We start from the raw sequence: 24,237 nt of genomic DNA, 5'->3' as shown, positions 1-24,237 counted from the left end.
GTCGTGTCGGTCGGGGCGGCGGCGCGCGGGTGCGGGTGTGTTCATGAGCGGCGCGCGGCCATGCGAGCGAAGGCGAAGCCTGCCGTGATGCCGACGCCGACGCCGAAGCCGAAGCCGAAGCCGACGCCGAAGGCATCGGGCGCGAAACGAGCGGGCCGCGCGGCGCGATTCGTCGACGGCGCGGGATGAGCCGCCAGCGAACGTTCAGGTCGAGTCATCGAGGCACGGCGCGAGCGGAAGCGGTGGGTGCCGGTTGCGTCGAATGCGTTGGAAGCGACGATGCCGGCCAAACGGGGATCCTTCATGCCTCCTCCACCGATGTGGATGCGGCCTGTGAGCGGCCGTGTGAAAGATCTTATGAAACCTTCGATTGGTGTTCAAGTGGTATCAATTTGGAATCTGATTGGAATTGGATTTTGCAAAAAAGGATGGATTGAGCGATGCGGCGGGTGGGCGGCGCGTTCAGCGAAGGCGGGGCGAAGACGCGCGCCGAGAAGTCGCGGCCGCGGCAAGCGAGCGGCGACGAAAGAAGCCGGCGGGGGGAGCGAGGAGCGAAAGCGAAAGACGTAAGCGACATGCATCGGCGGCGCGCCGCGCCGTTCATCTCCCGCGAAACGGGCTGCGAGCGATTCGCCGAAATCAACGGCATCGCATCGACGCGGGCGGCAGGTGCGACGAAAACGAGAGCGTCGCCGTCCCGGGCGCGTCGCTACTGATCCGCGATGGCTGTGCGCGAAACCGCGCCCGCTCACGCGCAAGGCGAAACAAAAAGCCCTCGCGCGCGGCGAGGGCTTTGTCCTGCGGCATTGAATCGAGCGTCTCGAGCCCGGAACAGACAAGCGAACGAGCGAACGAGCGAACAACGACGACCGCTCGCGTCCGCTGCCGATCCGACGCAGCGCTAGGCCGGCCCGACGCGCGCGCCGCCGTTACGCATCGCGCTTTTGCCGCGCTTCGAGCCACATCGCATTGATGATGCCGAACGCGAGCGCGACGCCGATGCCGAGTATCCAACTGAAGTACCACATGATCTGACTCCTTGCGAATCTTGCCAAGAACCGGCCGCGTCGTGCCGAGCACGCGGCGGCCGGCCGAACGTCAATACATCGAGTGCCGGTTTTCCTCGAGCGCGCGCGGCGTGACCTTGCCGCGCAGCACGCGGTACACCCAGCCCGTGTAGAGCAGGACGACCGGCAGGAACACGATCACGGCGGCGAGCATCACCTGGAGCGTCAGCTTGCTCGACGTCGAATCCCAGACCGTGAGGCTGCTCTTCGGATCGAGCGACGACGGCATGATGAACGGGAACATCGAAAAGCCCGCCGTCAGGATCACGCCGGTGATCATGAGGCCCGTGCAGATGAACGCAGTCTTCTCCAGCTTCGAGCCCGCGAGCAGCATCGCGAGCACGCCGCCCGCGATGCCGACGATCGGCGCGGCGATCGTCCATGGATACAGCCCGTAGTTCACGAGCCACAGGCCCGGGGCTGCGGAAACCTGCTTGAGGAGCGGGTTCGCGACGGTGTCGACGGGCGCCGCCTGCGTGATCTGGAAGCCGCCGATGAACGACGCGATCAGCACGCCCGCGAGCACGAACAGCGCGACCGCGACGAGCGAAGATACGCGCAGCGCGATCGACGCGCGCTTCGCGATCACGCCGTCCGTCTTCATCTTGACGAACGCGGCGCCGTGCGCGACGAGCATCGTCAGGCTCACGAGCCCGCAGACCAGCGCGAACGGATTCAGGAGCGCCCAGAAGCTGCCGTGATAGGTGACGCGCAAGTCGTTGTCGAACGCGAACGGCACGCCCTGCAGCAGATTGCCGAACGCGACGCCGAACACGAGCGCGGGCACGAAGCCGCCGACGAAGAGCGCCCAGTCCCAGCTCGTGCGCCAGCGCGGATCGTCGCGCTTGCTGCGGTAGTCGAAGCCGACGGGCCGGAAGAACAGCGCGAACAGCACGAGCAGCATCGCGAAGTAGAAGCCCGAGAACGACGCGGCGTAGACGAGCGGCCAGGCGGCGAACATCGCGCCGCCCGCGGTGATGAGCCAGACCTGGTTGCCCTCCCAGGTCGCGCCGACGGTGTTCACGATGATGCGGCGCTCGTCGTCGGTCTTGCCGAGGAACGGCAGCAGCGCGGCCGCGCCCATGTCGAAGCCGTCCGTCAGCGCGAAGCCGATGAGCAGTACGCCGACGAGCAGCCACCAGATGACTTTGAGAGTTGCGTAGTCCATAGCGATTCCTTGTGCGAATTCGATGTGGCGAGGTCGTCAGGCGGCCGTTCCGGCGACTGCCTTGTCGAGCTGCCGCTCGCCCTGTTCGTGGTGATAGCGGCCGGTGTGCAGCGACGACGGGCCAAGGCGCGCGTACTTGAACATCAGCGTGATCTCGATGATGAAGAGCGCCGTGTAGAACAGGATGAAGCCGGCAAGACTCAGGTACAGATCGGTCGGCGTGAGGCTCGACGCGGACAGATGCGTCGGCAGGATGCCCGCGATCGTCCACGGCTGGCGGCCGACTTCGGCGACGATCCAGCCGAACTCGGCGGCGAGCCAAGGCAGCGGAATCGCCCACACCGCGTAGCGCAGGAACCAGCGGCGGTTGTCCTGCAGCAGTTGGCGGCGCGCGCAGAACCAGAACGCGGCGATGAAGGTCGCGAGGAACAGGAAGCCTAGGAACACCATGATCCGGAACGAGAAGAACACGGGCGCGACGGGCGGGATCGTCTGCTTGGCCGCGGCCTTGATCTGATCCGGCGTCGCGTCGGTCACGTTCTGCGTGAACTGCTTGAGCATCAGGCCGTAGCCGAGATACTGCTTGTGCTGGTCGAAGGTCGCCTTCGTCTCGGCGCTCGTGTCGCCCGCCTTCAGCTTCTGCAGCGCGCCGTATGCGACCATTCCGCTCTGGATGTGCTCCTCGCTGCGCTTCGCGAGCTCGCGCAGGCCGATTACCGGCTCGTCGATCGAGCGCGTCACGATGAGGCCGAGCGCGTACGGGATCTTGATCGCATAGTCGGTGCGCTCCTCGGCCTGGTTCGGCAGGCCGATCAGCGTAAACGATGCGGGTGCCGGCTGCGTCTCCCATTCGGATTCGATCGCGGCGAGCTTCATCTTCTGCACTTCGCCCGTCGTGTAGCCAGATTCGTCGCCGAGCACGATCACGCAGAGCGTCGACGCGAGGCCGAAGCCCGCGGCGACCGCGAACGAGCGCAGCGCGAAGTCCGTGTCGCGCTTCTTCAGCAGATACCACGCCGACACGCCGAGCACGAACATCGCGGCCGTCACGTAGCCGGCCGACACCGTATGCACGAACTTCACCTGCGCGACCGGATTGAAGATCACGTCGAAGAGGTTCGACAGCTCCATGCGCATCGTCTGGTAGTTGAACTCGGCGCCGACCGGATTGTTCATCCAGCCGTTCGCGACGAGGATCCACAGCGCGGACAGGTTCGAGCCGAGCGCGACGAGGAACGTGACGATCAGGTGCTGGACCTTCGACAGACGGTTCCAGCCGAAGAAGAACAGGCCGACGAACGTCGATTCGAGGAAGAACGCCATCAGTCCTTCGACGGCGAGCGGCACGCCGAAGATGTCGCCGACGTAGTGCGAGTAGTACGACCAGTTCGTGCCGAACTGGAATTCGAGCGTGATGCCCGTCGTCACGCCCATCGCGAAGTTGATGCCGAAGAGCTTGCCCCAGAACTGGGTCATGTCCTTGTAGACCTGCTTGCCCGTCATCACGTAGACGGCTTCCATGATGACGAGCAGCCAGGACATGCCGAGCGTCAATGGAACGAACAGGAAATGGTAGAGCGCTGTGATGCCGAACTGCAGGCGCGACAGATCGACGACTTCGCTACTTATCATGGCGGTCTCCCCGAGTGGGTTCGGATGGCGTCGTCGACAGCAGCTGCGCGGCGACGACGGCAGGCGGCAACGACATGTGCTCGGCCTGCGGATGGTTGAAGAATGCGTACTTGAGCGCGACGAGCAGGATCAGCTTGAAGACCAGCACGATCGAGATGTCGCGCGCGAGGGTCGGGCCGCGGGCCCAGGCGGCCGCCCGATCGCGCCAGCCCGCCGGACGAGCGGGCGGCGTATCGCGGGGCGACGCCTTTTTGTTGATGAGAGTTAAAGCCATGATGTCCGGGATAGCGCGATAGGCGTAAAACTAGGCCGGTCTCGTGACGCGCTTGCGCACGCGCAGCATCCGTTGGCCGGTCCTCCCAATTGTAGGAGGTGTCCCGGAAAACCCTTAGCGCCGCGCTGCGGCACACCGTCGCGAAGCAATCGCGGAAACTTGAGCTGGCTCAAGACTTACGTAAATCGCAATGCACCGGGGGGAATTTTTCATAACGTTGATCAAGCATACGCGCAACGCGTGCGGTTTCGCAGTGCACAAAAAAGCCCGCTGTCACAAGACAGCGGGCTTTTCCGTTTCGACGCGGCCTGGTGGGCCGGGTGATCGAGCGTTACGCGTACGCGGCGAGCGCCGTGCGCATCTTCTTCATCGCGCTTGCCTCGATCTGGCGGATGCGCTCCGCCGACACGCCGAATTCGGCCGCGAGGTCGTGCAGCGTCGAGCCGCCCGAGCCGTCGTCGTCGACGTGCAGCCAGCGCGCCTCGATGATCCGGCGGCTGCGTGCGTCGAGCGACTCGAGCGCTTGCGCGATGCCGTCCGTCTGCAGCATGTCGCGCTGCCGCGCGGCGAGCACGGCGGTCGGCTCGTTGTGCGAATCGGCGAGATACGCGATCGGCGCGTACGACTCCTCGCCGTCGTCGATCTGGCCTTCGAGCGCGACGTCGCCGCCCGACAGGCGGGTTTCCATCTCGGCCACTTCCTCGCGCTTGACGCTCAGCTCCTGCGCAAGGCCGTCGATTTCCTCGGGCGTGAACGCCTGCGTGCCCTTCTTGTGGCTGCGCAGGTTGAAGAACAGCTTGCGCTGCGCCTTCGTCGTCGCGACCTTGACCATGCGCCAGTTGCGCAGGATGTACTCGTGAATCTCGGCCTTGATCCAGTGGATCGCATACGACACGAGACGCACGTTCTGAGCGGGATCGAAACGCTTGACCGCCTTCATCAGGCCGATGTTGCCTTCCTGGATCAGGTCGCCGTGCGGCAGGCCGTAGCCGAGGTAATTGCGCGCGATCGACACGACGAGCCGCAGGTGCGACAGCACGAGCTGGCGCGCGGCGTCGAGGTCGTTGCTGTCGCGGTATTCGGTCGCGTATTGGCGCTCTTCTTCCGGCGTCAGCAACGGAATCCGGTTGACGGCCTGGATATAGGCGTCGATGTTGCCCAACTGGCCGGGCAGCATCGACTGGGATGCGAGCGCCAGCGAGCCTGCCGATGCGGCCTTAGCGGACGCCGGGCGCAGAATGTTCGGAAGGGTCAATGCGTTGCTCACGTAAAAAACTCCTTTGGAATCAGGGACAAGCCCCTTTGCCGGGGCGATTCCTCGATGAATCTTAGCACTCCATCTACCGGAGTGCTAATCCTTAGAAGGAACAGGGTCGCTGGAGTTCCCATTTTGCTATTGATTTTGATGAAGTGATAGCCCATGCCGGAGCCCTTTTTCTGCTCGTCGTCCATAAGTCGTTGTTTTACGGGCGTTTCGGGTAAAGGATCCTGATTCTTGTCAATTCGGCAGAAAACCATTTCGTCAGACGATGCCGATCAGAAAAGTCCTTTACCATAAGATTCTGTTCGCTCGGGCACCGCATGCGGATTGCAGCGAGGCTCTATTCAACCAGAGAAGTTGGAGTAAGAGATGAACGATAAAAACGGTGGTCGGGCGGGGCGGGTCATCGCGCAGGTCGTAGTGGCAGCGGCGCTTGTCGGCGCCTCCGGCGCCGCTTTCGCGGATCGTTGGGGATTGCAGCTCGGCGGCGGCGTCGCCGACCACGACATCAAGAAGGGCGACATCGCTGTCGCTTGGGATCCGAACTGGGCCTGGTGGGAAATCGGCGGCTGGCACTTTGCGTTCGTCGCCGAAGGACACTTGTCGTATTGGCGGTACACGGGCGATCGCGCGATCAACGACAGCGTCTGGGAAGTCGGCGCAACGCCCATCGTGCGCTTCATCAAGAGCGCCGGCTACGTGCGGCCGTTCATCGAGGCGGGCGTCGGCGTGCGTTTCCTGTCGCATCCGACGATCTCGCAGAACTACTCGATGTCGACCGCGTTTCAGTTCGCCGACATGATCGGCGTCGGCGCGCAATTCGGCGATCGTCAGCAGTATCAGGCGGGTTTGCGCTTCCAGCACGTGTCGAACGCGGGTATCAAAGACCCGAATCCTGGTATAAATTTCAGCCAGCTCTACGTGCAATACAACTTCTGATCGGCGCGCCGGAGGCGCGCATGCAGTCGAGGAGTATGGCGATGGTGGCGAAGGTGATCGATGCGATTCGCGCGCTCGAGCGCGACCGGTTTCGTGCGATGGTCGACGGCGACGGCGAGGCGCTCGAAGCGTTGTTGTCCGACAAGGTCTACTACGTGCACACCAATGGCAAGCGCGAGACCAAGCAGCAGTTCATCGACGCGATCGCGGCAGGGCGCCGCCGCTATCGGCAGATCGAAATCCAGTCGCAGGAGGTGCTGCCCGTCGGCGACGGCGACGCCACGTATGTCGTCGCGGGGCGCGCGCTGATCGAGATGGAGACGAACAACGGCGGCCTCGTGTTTCCGGTCGCCTACACCGCGGTGCAGACGCTGGAGAGCGGCCGCTGGCGCCTCCTCGCATGGCAGGCGACGCGCTGCGCGACCGAGAGCTAGGCACGAAGCACGCCTTCGCCCGCCATTCTCGCCCGCAGCTGCCGCCCGCTTTTTCGGTTCTTTTCCGGCCCTTTCCCGGCCGTTTCTTTCGGCCCCTCGTCGGAGCCTTCCGTCGCCGCGCGGCTTCGTGAGCTGCACGGTTTGCGCCGGCGCGCCGCGGATCGCGCGTCGCACCGGTTTGGCGCAGCGGCGTGCGCCGCGCCCTGTTCTTTCGCGTGTCGCTCGCGCCGCGTCAGGCGGCCGCGCGCCGCTCGTCGCGGCTCCAGGCGGAGCGGTTGATCGCGCTTGCGACCGCATCCGTCGCGGCGGCGACCGGATCGCGATGCACGCCCGCGCCGTGGCGCAGCGCGGCCCCGCCGACCTTCGCGCCGACGAACACGACGGTGTCGCCATTCGCGGTGCGCTCGACCTCGCACGACGCGACGTCGATCTCGACGCCCGCCGCCGCCGCGAACACGGCGGCCGCCTGCCGCGCCGCGCTTTGCGCGTCGTCCGCGTGAGCGAGCGCGGCTTCGCGGTCATGCCAGCTCGCCGACGCGCCCGCGCGCGCGGCCGGACCCATCGTCTCCAGATATTCACGCGCGAACAGCGCGCAGATCGCGTCGGCCGTCACTTCTTCGCCCGATGCATCGGCGAGCGCCTGCACCGCATGGCTGAATTCGATCTGCACGCGGCGCGGCGGCGAGAAGCCCATCCCGCGCTCGAGCAGGTACGTCGCCCCGCCCTTGCCGGACTGGCTGTTCACGCGAATCACCGCGTCGTAGCCGCGGCCGAGATCGGCGGGATCGATCGGCAGATACGGCACTTCCCAGATCGCGTCGGGCTGCTGTTGCGCGAAGCCCTTGCGGATCGCGTCCTGATGCGAGCCGGAGAACGCGGTGAACACGAGGTCGCCCGCGTACGGATGGCGCGGATGCACGGGGATCTGGTTGCAGCGTTCGACGACGCGGCGCACCGCGTCGATGTCCGAGAAATCGAGGCCCGGATCGATCCCTTGCGTGTAGAGATTGAGCGCGAGCGTGACGAGGTCGACGTTGCCCGTGCGCTCGCCGTTGCCGAACAGGCAGCCTTCGATGCGATCCGCGCCCGCGAGCAGCGCGAGCTCGGCCGCCGCGACCGCGGTGCCGCGATCGTTGTGCGGATGCACGGACAGCACGATGCTGTCGCGATAGCCGAGATTGCGGTCCATCCATTCGATCTGGTCGGCGAACACGTTCGGCGTCGCGGCCTCGACGGTCGCGGGCAGGTTCACGATCATCTTGTGATCGCGGGTCGGCCGCCACGTCTGCGCGACCGCGTCGCAGACTTCGCGCGCGAACGACAGCTCGGTCATGCTGAACGTCTCGGGCGAGTACTGGAACGTCCAGTGCGTGTCGGGGCGCGCCTGCGCGTGCGCCTTGATGATCCGCGCGCCGTCGACGGCGAGCGCTTTCACCTCGTCCTTCGACAGCCCGAACACGATCCGGCGGAACGACGGGCAGATCGCGTTGTACAGGTGCACGATCGCGCGCGGCGCGCCTTCGAGCGCGTCGAACGTGCGCGCGATCAGGTCTTCGCGCGATTGCACGAGCACTTCGATCGTCACGTCGTCGGGGATGCGCTGCTCGTCGATCAGCTTGCGCACGAAATCGAAGTCGGTTTGCGACGCCGACGGAAAACCGACTTCGATTTCCTTGAAGCCGATCGAAACGAGCATCTCGAAGAACTCGAGCTTCTGCTCGATGCTCATCGGCTCGATCAACGACTGGTTGCCGTCGCGCAGATCGGTGCTCATCCAGATCGGCGCGCGCTCGATCGTGCGGCTCGGCCATCGGCGTCCGTTGATGCGAACGGGTTCGAACGGTCGGTATTTCTCAGCGGGGTTGCGCTTCATCTTTGCCTCGGGCGGTCAAGTCGCGAGCGAAGACGGGCGGCATGTCGCGCCGGTGGGCGCCGCCTGCGCACGTGCATGCCCGATGGCACGACGACGCGGGAATCTTCGCGATTCGCCCGACGGATCGACGGACGAAAGCTGACGACTACGGGTTGTAAAAAACTGCGAGGAACAGCTAGGGAAGGGACCGCGCCGGGACGGCGCGGCGCTACGACAGCTTTACGCTAGTCGTAGCGATAGCGGCCGCGCTAGGCGGCCGGAGGTAATTCGGAGGGGGTTCGGGAAGGAACGCATGTCGGCAACTCTATGCGAAGTCGGCGGCGGCTGTCAATCATCGGGGTATTCGAAGGCGGGGGCGTGACGCGGGGGCGGCGTGTGCGGCTTGCCGGTGGGAGGGGCAGGACGCAGGACGAGGAGGCAGGACGCAGAGGGCGCGCGAGCGACGCGAAGGCCCGGCGTGCGAGCGTCGGCATGATGCGGCGCGCGGAACGCCGTGCCGGCGGCCGGCCGGGCTTCCGGCGCGATGCGTCGGGCTTCGTGCCGGGGGCGCGCCGAGAGGCGTCTCACGGCGCGCGAGGCGACGCGTCAGGCTGCACCACCGCGGCGCCGCATCCGCCGGTCCGCGCGATCGCAGCGATCCGCCGCCTCCCCGGCAGCGCCGCCGGCGCTCATTCGACGATCCGCGAGAGCCGCACGATCGTTTCGACTTGCGTCGCGACCGCGTCCGGAACCGGGATTTCGCCGCGCATCACGGCGTCGGTCCACGCGGCTGTCGTCGCGGCGTCGCGCGACGCGGGCAGCTCGACGGGCGGCGCGTCGGGCGACGAGCGCACCGGTTCGGCGACCGTTTCGCACAGGCCGTCGTGCAGCCAGTCGACCTGGACCTGGCGGCGCGTGTCGGCGACCGCCTCGCCCTCGGTGCCGCGCGCGAGCAGCGCGCCGCCCGCAGCTGCTTCCGGATGTTCGCGGAACAGCTCGACGAGGCTGTCGCGGTACGGCGGATGCGTGTAGTTGACGAGCCGCAGCCCGGCCGGCTCGAACGGCTGCAGCAGCTTGACGACCGTGTGCGTCGAGTTGCGCACGCCGAGCACGCGCCGCAGCGCGATTAGCCGCGCGAGCTTCGGCGCGAGCACGTCGATCGGCGCGAACGCGACGCGGCGCTCGGCGAGCGTGTCCTCGATCCCGTCGTGCGATGCGCCGGGCGGAATCGACAGCTCGGCGAAGATCTCCGCGCTCGTCACGCGCCCCGGGTCTTCGGTCACGCCGTGCACGAGCACCGGCACGCCTTCCCGCGCAAGCAGGAGCGCGAGGAGCGGCACGAGATTGGGCTGCCTGCGCGCGCCGTTGTAGCTCGGGATCGACACCGTGCGGAACGCGGCGTCCTGCACGTGCAGCGGCTCGAACGACGCGTGCGCGGCGGCGAGCATCGCCGCGAGCTCGGCGGCCGTTTCGCCCTTGAGCCGGTACGCAATCAGGATCGCGCCGAGCTCGACGTCGGATACGTGTCCGTCGAGCATCGCGCGATAGAGCGCCGACGCGTCGTCGTACGACAGCGGGCGTGCGCCGTTTGGTCCGCGCCCGATCTCCTTGATGAAGCGGGCGCACGGAAAGTGATCGGGCAAGGCTGCATTGGCTTGGGATTCGGTCATCGAGGAGCGGGAGCCGCGGCCGTCGCCGTTTCGGCGATCAGGCGGCGCAGCTCGGGTATGCAGGAACCACACTGAGTACCGCATTTGAGCCGTTCTTGCAAGTTCGCGAGCCGCTCGCCGGGTGTCGCGGACGGCGCGTCGGCGGCGAGCATCGCGCCGATCTCGCGCTCGCCGACGCCGACGCAGTTGCAGATCGTGCGGCCGCGCGCGGGCGCCGTCTGCAGCGGCACGCGCCCCGCGAACAGCAGCAGGCGGCCGAGCGCGCCGACGCTCGCGCCGCTCTCGACATAGTCGCGCAGCACGGCCGCGCTCTCTTCGGTCGCGCCCGCGGCGCCCGCGACCGAGAACGCGGCGAGCGCGCCGTCGACGATCCGCACGCGCCGGCCGGCGCCGCGCCGCGCGTCGCCGTAGCTCATCACGTCGGCCGCGTGCGCGGGCAATTCGAAGAGCGCCTCGATTTCGCGCTGGAGCTCGGCGGGCGCGGGCTCGTACGCGGCGACGCGCCACGCGAGCCCGGTGTACTCGTCGGTGCCGAACGGCACGCAGCTCGCGTACGGAAAGCACGCGAAGAATGTACGCGCGGCGCGCTGACGCTCGAGCATCCGGTCGGCCGGCACGCGTGCGGCGATCAGCCAGCGCCACGGCAGGTCGGCCTTCAGCAGTTTGATCGCCGCATGCTTCAATTCCGGCTGCTGCGAGTACGGATCGCGCATCGGCGTCGTCAGTGCGTTGACGCCCGTCGCGGCGCGGTTGCCCGCGACGCCCGATACGTATTCGTCGCCCCAGTGCATCGGCGCGAACGCCTGGCCGGGGGCGACCGCATCGTCGGCGCGCGCGGGGACGAGCGCGCTGCCGCGGCGCGACGTCACGTGGACGAAGTCGTGCGGGCCGACCTCGAGCCGGGCGCAATCGCCGGGATTCAGGTCGACGCACGGTTGCGGCGCATGCGCGAACAGCTTCGCGACCGTGCCCGTGCGGCTGCCGCCGTGCCATTGGTCGCGCAGGCGGCCCGTCGTCAGCGCGAAGCGGTAGCGCGCGTCGACCGCCTCGGCGACCGGCTGATAAGGCGTGAGCACGAAGCGCGCGCGTCCGTCGGCGGTCGGAAAGCGGCCGTCCGCGTACAGGCGCGCGAGCCCGCGCTCGGCGCCCGCCGGGAATGGCCACTGTTGCGGACCGTCGCGTGCGATGAGCGGCCACGACAGCCCGCCGATGTCGCAATCGCGGCCGATCGTCGTCGCGCGGTGCTCGTTCCATACGGCTTCGGCGTCGGCGTACGGAAAGAGCGTCGGGCGGCCCGGCGCGAGCCGCGCTTCGATCCGGCGGCCGACGTCGGCGGCGATCTGCCAGTCGGCGCGCGCATCGCCGTGCGGCACCGTCGCCGCGCGCACGCGCGAGATCCGCCGCTCCGAGTTCGTCACCGTGCCTTCCTTCTCGCCCCAGGTCGCGGCGGGCAGCAGCACGTCCGCGTACGGCGCGGTTCCCGTGTGCGCGTATGCGTCCTGCAGCACGACGAATTCTGCGCGCTCGAGCCCCGCGCGCGCGATCGCCTGGTTCGGGATCGAATGCGCGGGGTTCGTGCAGACGATCCAGATCGCCTTAAGCGTGCCTTCGGCGAGCTGCTCGAACATCTCGACCGCAGTCAGTCCGGGCTTCGCCGGCAAGTCGGGCACGCCCCAAAGGCGCGCGATTTCCGCGCGGTCGGCGGAATTCGCGAGATCGCGGTGCGCGGACGCGAGCGTCGCCATGCCGCCTACCTCGCGGCCGCCCATCGCGTTCGGCTGTCCCGTCAGCGAAAACGGCCCGGCGCCCGGTTTGCCGATCTGGCCGGTCGCGAGATGCAGATTGATCAGCGCGACGTTCTTCGTCGTGCCGGTCGCCGACTGATTGAGCCCCTGGCAATACAGCGACAGCGACGGCCCCACGCCGAACCAGCGCGCGGCCTGCACGATGTCGTCGGCGCGCAGGCCGCAGATTTGCGCGGCGGCGGCGGGCGTCGCGTCGCGTACCGCGTCGCGCAGCGCGTCGAAGCCTTGCGTGTGCGCGTCGATGAATGCGCGATCGAGCGCGCCGTCCCAGATCAGCACGTGCAGCATCGCGTGGAACAGCATCGTGTCGGTGCCGGGCTGCAGCGCGAGATGCAGCGTCGCGTCGCTCGCCGAATCGGTGCGCCGCGGATCGGCGACGATCACCTTCATCTGCGGATTGCGCGCGCGCGCCGCTTCGAGCCGCCGGTACAGGATCGGATGCGCGTACGCGGGATTCGCGCCCGCGATCAGCACGGTGCCCGCGTGATCGAGATCCTCGTAGCTGCACGGCGGCGCGTCGGCGCCGAGCGTCTTCTTGTAGCCGACGACGGCCGAGCTCATGCAAAGCCGCGAGTTCGAATCGACGTTGTTGGTGCCGACGAGCCCCTTCGCAAGCTTGTTGAAGACGTAATAGTCCTCGGTCAGCAATTGGCCGGAGATGTAGAAGCCGACCGCGTCGGGGCCGTGCTGCTCGACGATTCGCGCGAAGCGCAGCGCGACATGATCGAGCGCGTCGTTCCACGACACGCGCGTGCGCGCCGCATCGCGCGACAGGCGCAGTTCCGGATGCGCCGCGCGCGTCTGCGCGTAGCGCTCGGGCGTCGCGGTCAGATGCAGCGTGCTGCCCTTCGAGCATAAGCGGCCGAAGTTCGCCGGATGTTCGGGATCGCCGCGTACGCCGACGATCCGATCACGGCCGTCGGCGTCGCGTCGCGTTTCGATGACGACGCCGCATCCGACGCCGCAATAGCAGCAGGTCGAACGCGTTTCGCGCACGGCGTCCGGCGCGTCTTGCGCGGGCCGCGCCAACGTGTCGACCGTCATGCCGCGGCGCCCGGCGCAACGAATGCGATTGGTTGCGGCGCGTCGTCGACGCCGAGCGTCGCGAGCTCCGCGCGATCGAGCAGCACCGCATCGCCTTCGCGCTTCACGCGAAAGACCGTCGCGCAGCCGTCGTCGGGCGGCAGCGCGCGGCCGCTCTCGAACGCGATGTTGAAACCGTGCAGCGGACAGGCGACCTGCTCGCCGTGGACGATGCCTTGCGACAGCGGGCCGCCTTTGTGCGGGCAGCGGTCGAGCAGCGCGAACACGGTGTCGCTCGCGGTGCGAAAGAGCGCGATCGGCGCGCCCGCGGGACGCGTGACGACGCGAGCGCCGAGCGGCGGGATGTCGCCCAGATCGCAGACGGCGATCCATTCGGATGGCGTGACGGACATGTTTCGAATTCCTGGTTGATTGACCTGGCCGGCGTGCGGCGCGATGCGCGGCGCATCGACGCGCATCACGCGTCGGCGGGCGCGACCGCGATCGGGATGAACTGGCGCAGATCGACCTGCGCTTCCTTCGAGTCGTGCCACGGATCCGGCTCGTCCTTCAGCGCGAATTGCAGGCGCTCCCACAGCGCGCGGCGATTGTCCGCATCGTCCAGCATGCGGGCCTTCACGTGGTCGAGGCCGACGCGCTCGAGGTAGTGCACGGTGCGCTCCAGATACCAGCCTTCCTCGCGATACAACTGCAGGAACGCGCCCGCGTACTCGAGCACCTCTTCGTGCGTCTTCACCTTGCAGAAGAACTGCGCGACTTCGGTCTTGATGCCGCCGTTGCCGCCCACGTAGATTTCCCAGCCCGAATCGACGCCGATCACGCCGACGTCCTTGATCCCCGATTCCGCGCAGTTGCGCGGGCAGCCGGACACCGCGAGCTTCACCTTGTGCGGCGCGTACATGCGCCACAGCGCGCGCTCGAGCTGCTGGCCCATCAGCGTCGAGTCCTGTGTGCCGAAGCGGCACCATTCCGAGCCGACGCAGGTCTTCACCGTGCGCAGCGCCTTCGCATACGCATGGCCGCTCGGCATCCCGAGGTCGTGCCAGACGCCCGGCAGGTCTTCCTTCTTCACGCCGAGCAGGTCGATGCGCTGCCCGCCCGTGACCTTCACCGTCGGAATCGCGTACTTGTCGACGACGTCCGCGATGCGGCGCAGCTCGCCGGCGGTCGTCACGCCGCCCCACATCCGCGGCACGACCGAATACGTGCCGTCCTTCTGGATGTTCGCGTGCGCGCGCTCGTTGATGAAGCGCGATTGCGGATCGTCGTTCGCTTCGTGCGGCCACGTGCTGATGCAGTAATAGTTGAGCGCCGGGCGGCAGGTCGCGCAGCCGTTCGGCGTGCGCCATTCGAGGAAATGCATCGCGGACGGCACCGACAGCAGCTTGTGCTCGCGGATCGCCGCGCGCACTTCCGAATGCGTGCGGTCGGTGCAGCCGCACACGGGCTTCGCCTTCGGCGACGCCGAATAGTCGCCGCCGAGCGTCGACATCAGGATCTGCTCGACGAGGCCCGTGCACGATCCGCACGACGCGGACGCCTTCGTGTGCTTGCGCACGTCGTCGAGCGTGAAGAGGCCTTTTTCCTTGATCGCCGAGACGATCGTCCCCTTGCACACGCCGTTGCAGCCGCACACTTCGGCGTCGTCGGCCATCGTCATCGCGTGCGTCGCGCCGCTGTGGCCGGTGTCGCCGAGACTCGTCTCGCCGAACATCAGCGTGTCGCGGATGTCGGCGACGTTGCGGCCTTCGCGCAGCAGCTTGAAATACCATGCGCCGTCGGCGGTGTCGCCGTACAGACACGCGCCGACGATCTTGTCATCCTTGATGACGAGCTTCTTGTACACGCCTGCGATCGGATCGGACAACGTGATGTCTTCGGTGTCGCCGCTGCCGAGAAAGTCGCCCGCGGAGAAAAGATCGATACCCGTGACCTTGAGCTTCGTCGACGTCACCGAGCCCGTGTAGCGGCCGATGCCGAACTGCGCGAGATGGTTCGCCGCGACTTTCGCCTGCTCGAAGAGCGGCGCGACGAGGCCATATGCGATGCCGCGATGGCTCACGCATTCGCCGACCGCATAGATGCGCGGGTCGTAGGTCTGCATCGTGTCGTTGACGACGATTCCGCGATTGCAATAGAGGCCCGCGCTTTCGGCGAGCGTTGTGTTCGGGCGGATGCCGACCGCCATCACGACGAGATCGGCCTTGCATGTTTCGCCGTCCTTGAAGCGCACCGCGCACACGCGGCCGCTCTCGTCGCCGACGAGCGCCTGCGTTTCCTTCGGCATCGCGAATTTCAGGCCGCGCGCTTCGAGCGACGTGCGCAGCAGGCCGCCCGCCGTCGCGTCGAGCTGGCGCTCGAGCAGCGTCGGCGCGAGGTGGACGACCGTCACGTCCATTCCGCGCAGCTTCAGGCCGTTCGCCGCCTCGAGGCCGAGCAGGCCGCCGCCGATCACGACCGCATGCGTGTGGCGCGCGGCGGCATCGATCATCGCCTGCGTGTCGGCGATGTCGCGATAGCCGAGCACGCCGTCGAGATCCGCGCCCGGGATCGGCAGCATGAACGGATTCGAGCCGGTCGCGAGCAGCAGGCGGTCGTACGCGGCCTCGGTGCCGTCTTCGGCGATCACGACGCGCTTCACGCGGTCGATCTTCACGATCTTCTTGCCGACGTGCAGCGTGATGTCGTGCCGTTCGTACCACGCGTAGTCGTTGAGCACGATCTGCTCGAGCGTCTGCTCGCCCGCGAGCACGGGAGACAGCAGGATCCGGTTGTAGTTCGGATGCGGTTCGGCGCCGAATACCGTCACGTCGTACAAATCGGGGGCGAGCTTGAACAGTTCTTCAAGGGTGCGCACTCCGGCCATGCCGTTGCCGACCATCACCAGCTTCATCTTCCGCATCGGGGATCTCCTGACTGGGCCGCTTGTCATGGGGGCCCGTGTTCGATGCACAAAAATAGCAAGCGCCATGCCACTTTTTATTGGGCCGCTAATTAACAGGACGGCGGGGTGGCGGGCGCGGATCGCGCGCGTGCGCTTGGTGCGCCGGCGCACGCCGAACGAACGGATTCGCACGCGAAGCGTGCATCGCGACAGCACTGCACCGACAAAGTGCCGCCGGATCGGCGGCGCGAAACCGGCGTCGCGCGAGCCGCGTTACACTTTCGGCCGATACCGGAGCATTCGGCGCGGCGGGACGGGCAGACGCCCGTCTCGCGGTTCGCGCTTTCGCGCGCATCGCGGGAACCGCGCGCGGGCGCCGGCGAGAAGATCGACGATCGAGACAATGAGGGACACTGATGAAGCTATATAGCTATTTCCGCAGTTCGGCGGCGTTTCGCGTGCGTATCGCGCTGCATCTGAAGAAGCTGCCGTTCGACTACGTGCCGGTGCATCTGCTGCGCGACGGCGGCCAGCAATTGACCGACGAATATCGCGCGCTCAGCCCCGACGCGCTCGTGCCGACGCTCATCGACGGCGAATCGGCGCTGCAGCAGTCGCTCGCGATCATCGAGTATCTGGAAGAAGCGTACCCGGACGTGCCGCTGCTGCCCAAGGCGCTCGTCGACCGCGCGTACGTGCGCGCGATCGCGTTGCAGGTCGCCTGCGAGATCCATCCGCTCAACAACCTGCGCGTGCTGAAGTATTTGAAGCACACGCTGAAGGTCGACGACTACGCGAAGGATGCGTGGTACCGCCATTGGATCGAGGCGGGCTTCAAGTCGCTCGAGGCGCGTCTTTCGAACGATCCGCGCACGGGCAAGCTGTGCTTCGGCGATACGCCGACGCTCGCCGATCTCTGCATCGTCCCGCAGGTGTTCAACGCGCACCGCTTCTCGATCGGCCTCGAGCGGTTTCCGACGATCCAGCGGATCCACGATCACGCGATGACGCTCGACGCTTTCAAGGCGGCCGCGCCCGCCGCGCAGCCCGACGCCGAATGAGCGTTGCATCGGCCGCGCGCCAATGAAAAACGGGCGCCTTGCGGGGCGCCCGTTTCGTTGCGGGATGGCGGAATCGCGAAGATCGCGACGGATCGATCGCGGCGCGCGCGGCTTAGCCGAGCAGCGCGTCCGCGAATTCCTCCGCGCTGAACGGCTGCAGATCCTCGACCTTCTCGCCGACGCCGATGAAGTACACCGGAATCGGCCGCTGCCGCGCGATCGCGGCGAGGATGCCGCCCTTCGCGGTGCCGTCGAGCTTCGTGACGATGAGGCCCGTGAGGCCGAGCGCATCGTCGAACGCCTTCACCTGCGTAAGCCCGTTCTGTCCGGTATTCGCGTCGATCACGAGCAGCACCTCGTGCGGCGCGCCGTCGTGCGCCTTGCCGATCACGCGCTTCACCTTGCGAAGCTCTTCCATCAGATGCAGCTGCGTCGGCAGGCGGCCCGCGGTATCGGCCATCATCACGTCGATGTTGCGCGCGCGCGCGGCGCTGACCGCGTCGAAGATCACCGCGGCCGGGTCGCCGCTTTCCTGCTGGACGACGGTCACGTTGTTGCGCTCGCCCCAGATCGCGAGCTGCTCGCGCGCGGCCGCGCGGAACGTGTCGCCCGCCGCGAGCAGCACCGACTGATCGAAGCTTTGCAGATGCTTCGCGAGCTTGCCGATGCTCGTCGTCTTGCCCGCGCCGTTCACGCCGGCGATCATCATCACGAGCGGCTGCGCGCGTCCGAGCATGAGCGATTTCTCGAGCGGCTTCAGCAGATCGACGAGCAGGCCGCGCAGCGCGTCCTTCACCTGCTGCGGATCGGTGAGGCGGCCCGTGCGTACCTTCTCGCGCAGTGCGTCGAGCAGATGTTCGGTTGCGTCGACGCCGGCATCGGACATCAGCAGCGCCGTTTCGAGCTCCTCGTAGAGCGTCTCGTCGATCTTCGTGTTGACGAACACGGTCGTGATGCTCGAGCTCGTCTTCGCGAGGCCGGATTTCAGCCGCGCAAGCCACGATTTCTTCGCGGCCGGCTCGGGGGCGGGCGGCGGCACGATCTCGACCGTCTCGACGACCTCGTTGCGGCCGTTCGCGGACGGCGTGACCGTCATCACGACGGAAGGCGCGGGCTCGGCGGACGGCCGCGCGGGTTCTGCGGACGGTTGCTGCTGAACCGGCGGTTCCGGCGTCGTGGCGGACGGAGCGGCAGGCGGCGTCGCGGGTGCGCTCGCGGCGGACGGCCGCGCGACGGGGCTCGACGGCGCGACGGCCGGCGCTTCGTCGCGCGCGACCGGTGCGACAGGCGTATCGACCCGCGTGATCTCGGGCGCGGCGGAGCTGCCCGCGTCGTCCTGCTGCGCGTCGGGGGCTTGCTGCGGCTCGGCCGGTGCGGCTTCGGGCGCTTTCTTGAATCGTTTGAAGAAGCTGAACATGGTTTCGCTTGCGGAAGAGGCGGGGCGCGGCGCCGGGTGCGCCGAGCGGCCGGGCCCTGTGCGAGAGCCTGGCGGCGCGCGTGCGGCGTGCCCGCGCACCGGAAACCCGGCATTTTATCAGGCGCACGGGCTTCACCGTGCGGCTGCGGCAGAGCATGCGCGCTGCTTGTGGTAACGTGCGCGTCATCGCGGCGCATCGCGCCGTTTCCGACCGGTTCATTCCGTTTCCAACGCTTCCGTATCGAATTCTTCCGTATGTCCCGTTCCTCTCCGGCGCGGCCGCCGGCGCAGCGAGCCTCAGCGGCCGGCCGCGGCAAGCCGCACACGATCCGCATCATCGGCGGCGACTGGAAGCGCACGCCGCTTCCGGTGCTCGACCTGGACGGTCTGCGTCCGACGCCCGACCGCGTGCGCGAGACGCTCTTCAACTGGCTCGGCCAGGATCTCGAAGGCCGGCGCTGCCTCGACCTGTTCGCGGGCAGCGGCGCGCTCGGCTTCGAGGCGGCGTCGCGCGGCGCGGCGAGCGTCGTGATGGTCGAGCGCCATCCGCGTGCCGCGCAGCAACTGCGCGCGCTGAAGGACAAGCTCGCGGCGCGCGCGATCGAGATCGCCGAAGCCGACGCGCTGCGCATCGCGGCGGGCCTTGCGCCGCGCTCGTTCGACATCGTGTTCGTCGATCCGCCGTTCGGCGACGCGGCTGCCTTCGCGCGCGCGCTTGCGCTCGCGCCGAATCTCGTCGCGCCGGGCGGCTATCTGTACGTCGAGACGGGCGCGCCGCTCGATCCGTCCGAGCACGCGTCGCTCGCCGGCTGGCAAGTGACGCGGCACGGCAAGGCGGGCGCCGTCCACTATCATTTGCTGCAACGCGAAAATGATGAATAATGCGCGTTCCAAACGAGGCGCCGCGTGCAGTCGCGACGTGCGCCCACGTCGGTGGCCGCGCGCGACGCGTCTGGCCCTGACCCCAATTGGCTCGATGACAGGAGGAGCGACATGGTAGTCGCCGTGTACCCGGGTACGTTCGATCCGCTGACGCGCGGCCACGAGGATCTCGTGCGGCGCGCGTCGAGCATTTTTGATACGCTGGTCGTCGGCGTCGCCGACAGCCGCGCGAAAAAGCCGTTCTTCTCGCTCGAGGAGCGTCTGAAGATTGCGAACGAGGTGCTGGGCCATTACCCGAACGTGAAGGTGATGGGCTTCACCGGGCTGCTGAAGGATTTCGTGCGGGCGAACGACGCGCGTGTGATCGTGCGCGGCCTGCGCGCGGTGTCGGACTTCGAGTACGAGTTCCAGATGGCGGGGATGAACCGCTACCTGCTGCCCGACGTCGAGACCATGTTCATGACGCCGTCGGACCAATATCAGTTCATCTCGGGCACGATCGTGCGCGAGATCGCGCAGTTGGGCGGCGACGTCAGCAAGTTCGTGTTCCCGTCGGTCGAAAAGTGGCTGACGGAGAAAGTGGCCGCGATGGCCCAGGCGCCGTCCGCGTGAGCGCCGCGCGCGCGGCAGGCGGCCCGAAGCGGCCGGCCGCGCGCCGGCGGAAGTGAGACCAGTATGGCTTTGATGATTACCGACGAGTGCATCAATTGCGACGTGTGCGAGCCTGAGTGCCCGAACGGCGCGATTTCGATGGGCCCGGAAATCTACGTGATCGATCCGAACAAGTGCACCGAGTGCGTTGGCCATTTCGACGAACCGCAGTGCCAGCAGGTGTGTCCCGTCGAATGCATTCCGCAGGATCCGAGTCGTCCCGAGACGAAGGATCAGTTGATGGCGAAGTATCGCGTGCTGATCGCGGCGGAGAAGGACGGCGTGTGATGCGTCGCGGCGGGCGGGTTGAGCCTGTCGCCGCTGGCTTGCTTGCGACGGCGGCCTGCTCGCCGCCTTGCCGCTCCTGTTTTCGCTTGCGTTCGCACGTGAATCCGCACTAGCCGGCCGCTACGCGAGCAATTCGCGCAGCGCCGCGACGAGCGTGCCGCACTCCGCGTCGGTGCCGACCGTGATGCGCAGGTGCTGATCGATCCGCGGCAGCTTGAAGTGCCGCACGAAAATCTCCCGCTCCTTCAGCCGCGTTGCAAGCGTCGCCGCGTCGTGGCGAGGATGGCGCGCGAGCACGAAGTTCGCCGCCGACGGCACGACGTCGAAGCCGAGCGCGACCAGTGCGCCGACAAGCCGCTCGCGGCTCGCGATCACCTGCTTTCGCGTCGCCTGGAACCAGGCGTCGTCCTCGTACGACGCCTGCGTCGCGACCTGCGCGAGTCGATCGAGCGGGTAGGAGTTGAAGCTGTCCTTCACGCGCGTGAGCGCGTCGATCAGCGCCGCATCGCCGAACGCGAAGCCGACGCGCATGCCGGCGAGCGAGCGCGCCTTCGATGCGGTGTGCACGACGAGCAGGTTTGGATAGCGCGAGATCAGCGATACCGCCGACTCCGCGCCGAAATCGACATACGCCTCGTCGATCACGACGACCGAGCTCGGATTCGCGGCGACGATCCGCTCGACGTCCGCGAGCGGCAGCGCGCGGCCCGTCGGCGCGTTCGGGTTCGGGAACAGCACGCAGCCGGTGTCGTCGAGATAGTCGTCGATGTCGATCGAGAAGTCGTCGGCGAGCGGCACCGTCTCGTATGCGACGCGATAGAGCCGCGCATAGGTCGGATAGAAGCTGTACGTGATGTCCGGAAAGCGCAGCGGCCGGTCGTGCTGCAAGAGCGCCTGGAATATGTGCGCGAGCACTTCGTCGGAGCCGTTGCCGACGAACACCTGCTCGGGCGCGATGCCGTGATGCGCGGCGACCGTCTCGCGCAGCTTGCGCGCGACGGGGTCCGGATAGCGGCGCAGCGCCTCGCCCGCGTCGCCGAGCTCGCGCCGGATCGCGTCGATCGCGCGCGGCGACGGCGGATACGGATTCTCGTTCGTGTTCAGCTTGACGGGATGCGCGAGCGCCGGCTGCTCGCCCGGCACGTACGGCTCGAGTTGATGGACGATGTCGCTCCAGTAACGGCTCACCACGTGGCTCCTGATGCGGTAAAAGAAGCAGTAAAAGGACGAGCTTAACCGATGTGCGGCCGCCCCGAGTGCACGGCAAGCGGCGGCGGGAAAGGCGCCCGGCTTACGCGCCGTTGCGATGCAGCTGCATCATCGCGCGCTCGGTCTCGCCCTTGACGACGGTCGACATCACGGCGAGCGCGCGCTCGATCGCGACGTCGATCACGTCCTGCTCTTCCTTGCGCGGCGGCTTCAGCACGAAGTTCGCGACGTCGGGCTTCGCGCCCGCGCGCGCGCTTTCGGGAATCAGGTCGCGCGGATGGCCGATGCCGATCCGCAGCCGCCAGTACTGCTGCGACGATAAGTGCGCGGAGATGTCCTTGAGGCCGTTGTGGCCGCCGCTGCCGCCGCCCAATTTCAGCTTGACCGCGCCGGGCGGCAGGTCGAGCTCGTCGTGCGCGACGAGGATCTCGTCCGGCAGGATCTTGAAGAAATGCGCGAGCGCGACGACCGATTGGCCGGAGCGATTCATGTACGTTTGCGGCTCGAGCAGATGGACTTCCTCGCCGTGAAGGCGCGCCTTCGCGTAGAAGCCGTGGAAGCGCCGCTCGTCGCGCAGCGTCGCGCCGGCTTCGCGCGCGAGCTGGTCGACGAGCCAGAAGCCTGCGTTGTGGCGCGTCGCGGTGTATTCCGCCCCGGGGTTGCCGAGGCCGACGATCAGTTTGATCATGATGAACGCTTGCCCGTCAGGGCTTGCCCTCGCGGGCTGCAAAAATGAAAAAACCCGCCGGGCAAGCCTCGGCGGGTCGTCGACCGTCGTGCGAAACGGTCCGAAGGGCGTTTAGGCAGCCGGCGTTTCGCCTTCGCCCGCAGCCGCTTCTTCCGACACGGCGCCGGCCGGGATCGTCGCCGAAGCGACCACTGGGTTTTCGGCGTCGACGTGCGCGACCAGCGCGACGCCCTTCGGCAGCGCGATGTCCTTCGCATGCAGCGATTGGCCTGCTTCGATCTTCGACAGATCGACTTCGAGGAATTCCGGCAGAGCGGCCGGCAGGCACTCGACTTCGATTTCGGTCGCGACGTGCGACACGACTGCGCTCGACAGCTTCACGGCCGGGCTGACTTCAGCGTTCAGGAAGTGCAGCGGCACCTTCGTGTGCAGCTTCTTCTTCGCGTCGACGCGCTGGAAGTCCACGTGCAGCACGAGCTGCTTGAACGGATGGTATTGCACGTCGCGCAGCAAAACCTGTTGCGACTGGCCGGCCACTTCGAGATCGAGGATCGACGAGTGGAAGGCTTCCTTCTTCAGCGCGTGCCACAGGGCGTTGTGATCGAGTTCGATCATTTGCGGGGCTGCTTCACCACCATACACGATACCCGTGGTCTTACCGGCGTTGCGCAGGCGGCGGCTCGCACCCGTACCTTGCTGTTGGCGCTCGAAAGCGACGACTTTCATGTGTTTCTCCATTTGCTGCCCGCGACCAGGCAGTAAAACGGGGCCCCGCGACTGCATGAGGCCCCCGATCGAATGGCCGGGGGTTCGTCGGTCCCGGCCGATTGTGCAAAAAGCGAAGCTCGTCGCTTCGCTTTTTGCGCTAAACAATTTCAGCTGCGGTTCGCTTCAGGATTCCGCGAACAGCGACATCACCGAATCGCCGCGGCGGATCCGCGAGAACGTTTCGGCCAAAAGGCCCGCGCTCGACAGCGCGCGGATCTTCGGGCACGCGAGCGATTCGGCGGACAGCGGAATCGTGTCGGTGACGACGAGCTCGTCGAGCGCCGAAGCGGCGATCCGGTCGCCCGCGCCGCCCGACAGCACCGGGTGCGTCGCGTATGCGAACACCTGCTTCGCGCCGCGCTCCTTCAGCACTTGCGCGGCCTTGCAGAGCGTGCCCGCCGTGTCGACCATGTCGTCCATGATCACGCAAGTGCGGCCTTCGACTTCACCGATGATGTTCATCACTTCGGCGACGTTCGCCTTCGGACGACGCTTGTCGATGATCGCGAGGTCGCAGTTCAACTGCTTCGCGAGCGCGCGGGCGCGCACGACGCCGCCGACGTCCGGCGACACGACGAGCAGATCCTGGTAGTTCTGCTTGCGCAGGTCGCCCAGCAGGATCGGCGTCGCGTAGATGTTGTCGACGGGAATGTCGAAGAAGCCTTGAATCTGGTCGGCGTGCAGATCCATCGTGATGATCCGCTCGACGCCGGCGATTTCCAGCATGTTCGCGACGACCTTCGCGGAAATCGCGACGCGCGCCGAACGCGGACGGCGATCCTGGCGCGCATAGCCGAAGTAGGGGATGGCGGCGGTGATCCGGCCTGCGGATGCGCGCTTCAGCGCATCGACCATGATCATCAGTTCCATCAGGTTATCGTTCGTCGGCGCGCACGTGGATTGCAGGACGAAGACGTCCTTGCCGCGCACGTTTTCCTGGATTTCGACCTGGATCTCGCCGTCGGAGAAACGGCTGACCATCGCTTTGCCGAGGGGAATACCAAGAATTTTGACGACTTCCTGAGCAAGCGCGGGATTGGCGTTGCCAGTAAAAACCATCAGGCCGTCATGGCTGCTCATCGTACACCTGCTTCAGGCTTAGGCGGGAAATGCGGGAAAGAAATTTTGGCAGGGGAGGAAGGACTCGAACCCTCGCATGCCGGAATCAAAATCCGGTGCCTTGACCAACTTGGCGACTCCCCTACACTTAACTCTGAGCTCCACCGGAAGTGTAGGCCATCCG

General features: G+C 67.0%; 22 protein-coding genes and 1 tRNA gene. 6 read left to right on the top strand and 17 right to left on the bottom strand.

The features are described 5' to 3' along the window. Positions 1-41: 41 nt before the first annotated feature. The 6 genes from WS70_RS31615 to rpoH form a co-directional block, all read right to left on the bottom strand. On the bottom strand, positions 42-305 hold the full coding sequence (locus tag WS70_RS31615) for a hypothetical protein (RefSeq protein ID WP_159082910.1): 264 nt from the start codon (positions 303-305) through the stop codon (positions 42-44). Positions 306-929: 624 nt separating this feature from the next. Then, positions 930-1,028 carry a cytochrome bd-I oxidase subunit CydX gene (gene cydX, locus WS70_RS16330; protein WP_004550904.1) on the bottom strand — a complete coding sequence of 33 codons (99 nt, stop codon included), beginning with the start codon at positions 1,026-1,028 and terminating at the stop codon, positions 930-932. A gap of 70 nt (positions 1,029-1,098) precedes the next feature. Next, entirely contained in the window at positions 1,099-2,235 is a 1,137-nt protein-coding gene (cydB, locus tag WS70_RS16325) for a cytochrome d ubiquinol oxidase subunit II (protein WP_059471797.1), read from the bottom strand. A gap of 36 nt (positions 2,236-2,271) precedes the next feature. Next, the gene (locus WS70_RS16320) at positions 2,272-3,867 is read right to left on the bottom strand and encodes a cytochrome ubiquinol oxidase subunit I (RefSeq protein WP_059596776.1); all 1,596 of its coding nucleotides are present in this window, start codon (positions 3,865-3,867) and stop codon (positions 2,272-2,274) included. Then, positions 3,857-4,141 (bottom strand): cytochrome oxidase putative small subunit CydP, encoded by a 285-nt coding sequence (cydP, locus tag WS70_RS16315; protein WP_059471795.1) that lies wholly within the window; start codon positions 4,139-4,141, stop codon positions 3,857-3,859. Before cydP ends, WS70_RS16320 begins: the two co-directional genes overlap by 11 nt. Positions 4,142-4,472: 331 nt before the next feature. Then, a complete protein-coding gene (rpoH, locus tag WS70_RS16310) occupies positions 4,473-5,408 on the bottom strand; it encodes an RNA polymerase sigma factor RpoH (protein WP_059596775.1) in 936 nt (311 codons plus the stop codon). Positions 5,409-5,771: 363 nt separating this feature from the next. On the opposite strand from rpoH, the gene WS70_RS16295 reads away from it, so the two are divergent. Further along, positions 5,772-6,341 carry an acyloxyacyl hydrolase gene (locus WS70_RS16295; RefSeq protein ID WP_059596774.1) on the top strand — a complete coding sequence of 190 codons (570 nt, stop codon included), beginning with the start codon at positions 5,772-5,774 and terminating at the stop codon, positions 6,339-6,341. A 41-nt stretch (positions 6,342-6,382) separates the two neighbouring features. Beyond that, positions 6,383-6,775 carry a nuclear transport factor 2 family protein gene (locus WS70_RS16290; protein WP_059471979.1) on the top strand — a complete coding sequence of 131 codons (393 nt, stop codon included), beginning with the start codon at positions 6,383-6,385 and terminating at the stop codon, positions 6,773-6,775. Positions 6,776-7,007: 232 nt separating this feature from the next. Here WS70_RS16290 and leuA read toward each other — a convergent pair whose 3' ends face one another. From leuA to nirB, 5 genes are all read right to left on the bottom strand, one after another. Further along, a complete protein-coding gene (leuA, locus tag WS70_RS16285) occupies positions 7,008-8,648 on the bottom strand; it encodes a 2-isopropylmalate synthase (RefSeq protein ID WP_059471791.1) in 1,641 nt (546 codons plus the stop codon). A gap of 668 nt (positions 8,649-9,316) precedes the next feature. After that, positions 9,317-10,297, bottom strand: a complete 981-nt coding sequence (ybiB, locus tag WS70_RS16275) for a DNA-binding protein YbiB (protein WP_059471790.1) — start codon at positions 10,295-10,297, stop codon at positions 9,317-9,319. Continuing rightward, entirely contained in the window at positions 10,294-13,146 is a 2,853-nt protein-coding gene (locus WS70_RS16270) for a nitrate reductase (protein WP_059596773.1), read from the bottom strand. The genes ybiB and WS70_RS16270 overlap by 4 nt, the downstream gene beginning before the upstream one ends. Continuing rightward, entirely contained in the window at positions 13,143-13,538 is a 396-nt protein-coding gene (nirD, locus tag WS70_RS16265) for a nitrite reductase small subunit NirD (protein WP_059471978.1), read from the bottom strand. Before nirD ends, WS70_RS16270 begins: the two co-directional genes overlap by 4 nt. Positions 13,539-13,603: 65 nt before the next feature. Then, a complete protein-coding gene (gene nirB, locus WS70_RS16260; RefSeq protein ID WP_059471788.1) occupies positions 13,604-16,048 on the bottom strand; it encodes a nitrite reductase large subunit NirB in 2,445 nt (814 codons plus the stop codon). A gap of 398 nt (positions 16,049-16,446) precedes the next feature. On the opposite strand from nirB, the gene maiA reads away from it, so the two are divergent. Further along, positions 16,447-17,091, top strand: a complete 645-nt coding sequence (gene maiA / locus WS70_RS16250; protein ID WP_059471787.1) for a maleylacetoacetate isomerase — start codon at positions 16,447-16,449, stop codon at positions 17,089-17,091. Between the two features lie 112 nt (positions 17,092-17,203). Here the strand turns inward: maiA and ftsY are convergent, their stop codons facing one another. Next, positions 17,204-18,508: a signal recognition particle-docking protein FtsY gene (gene ftsY / locus WS70_RS16245; protein ID WP_059596772.1), complete on the bottom strand. Its 1,305-nt coding sequence runs from the start codon at positions 18,506-18,508 to the stop codon at positions 17,204-17,206. A 255-nt stretch (positions 18,509-18,763) separates the two neighbouring features. On the opposite strand from ftsY, the gene rsmD reads away from it, so the two are divergent. From rsmD to WS70_RS16225, 3 genes are all read left to right on the top strand, one after another. Next, the gene (gene rsmD, locus WS70_RS16240) at positions 18,764-19,390 is read left to right on the top strand and encodes a 16S rRNA (guanine(966)-N(2))-methyltransferase RsmD (protein ID WP_059596771.1); all 627 of its coding nucleotides are present in this window, start codon (positions 18,764-18,766) and stop codon (positions 19,388-19,390) included. Between the two features lie 111 nt (positions 19,391-19,501). Beyond that, complete coding sequence (gene coaD / locus WS70_RS16230) at positions 19,502-20,002, top strand: pantetheine-phosphate adenylyltransferase (protein WP_059471784.1); 501 nt, start codon at positions 19,502-19,504, stop codon at positions 20,000-20,002. Positions 20,003-20,065: 63 nt separating this feature from the next. Continuing rightward, on the top strand, positions 20,066-20,329 hold the full coding sequence (locus WS70_RS16225; RefSeq protein WP_059471783.1) for a YfhL family 4Fe-4S dicluster ferredoxin: 264 nt from the start codon (positions 20,066-20,068) through the stop codon (positions 20,327-20,329). A gap of 120 nt (positions 20,330-20,449) precedes the next feature. Here the strand turns inward: WS70_RS16225 and hisC are convergent, their stop codons facing one another. The 5 genes from hisC to WS70_RS16200 form a co-directional block, all read right to left on the bottom strand. Then, on the bottom strand, positions 20,450-21,517 hold the full coding sequence (gene hisC / locus WS70_RS16220) for a histidinol-phosphate transaminase (RefSeq protein WP_059596863.1): 1,068 nt from the start codon (positions 21,515-21,517) through the stop codon (positions 20,450-20,452). Positions 21,518-21,620: 103 nt separating this feature from the next. Beyond that, positions 21,621-22,226, bottom strand: a complete 606-nt coding sequence (pth, locus tag WS70_RS16215) for an aminoacyl-tRNA hydrolase (protein ID WP_059471782.1) — start codon at positions 22,224-22,226, stop codon at positions 21,621-21,623. Between the two features lie 111 nt (positions 22,227-22,337). After that, positions 22,338-22,952 (bottom strand): 50S ribosomal protein L25/general stress protein Ctc, encoded by a 615-nt coding sequence (locus tag WS70_RS16210; protein ID WP_059471976.1) that lies wholly within the window; start codon positions 22,950-22,952, stop codon positions 22,338-22,340. Between the two features lie 165 nt (positions 22,953-23,117). Then, positions 23,118-24,074: a ribose-phosphate pyrophosphokinase gene (locus tag WS70_RS16205; protein WP_059471781.1), complete on the bottom strand. Its 957-nt coding sequence runs from the start codon at positions 24,072-24,074 to the stop codon at positions 23,118-23,120. Between the two features lie 46 nt (positions 24,075-24,120). Beyond that, positions 24,121-24,197 (bottom strand) — tRNA-Gln (locus WS70_RS16200). Positions 24,198-24,237: the final 40 nt, after the last annotated feature.

The organism is Burkholderia mayonis, assembly GCF_001523745.2.
In the GTDB taxonomy this organism is placed as follows: Bacteria; Pseudomonadota; Gammaproteobacteria; order Burkholderiales; family Burkholderiaceae; genus Burkholderia; species Burkholderia mayonis.
This window is presented reverse-complemented; position numbering and strand designations above follow the sequence as displayed.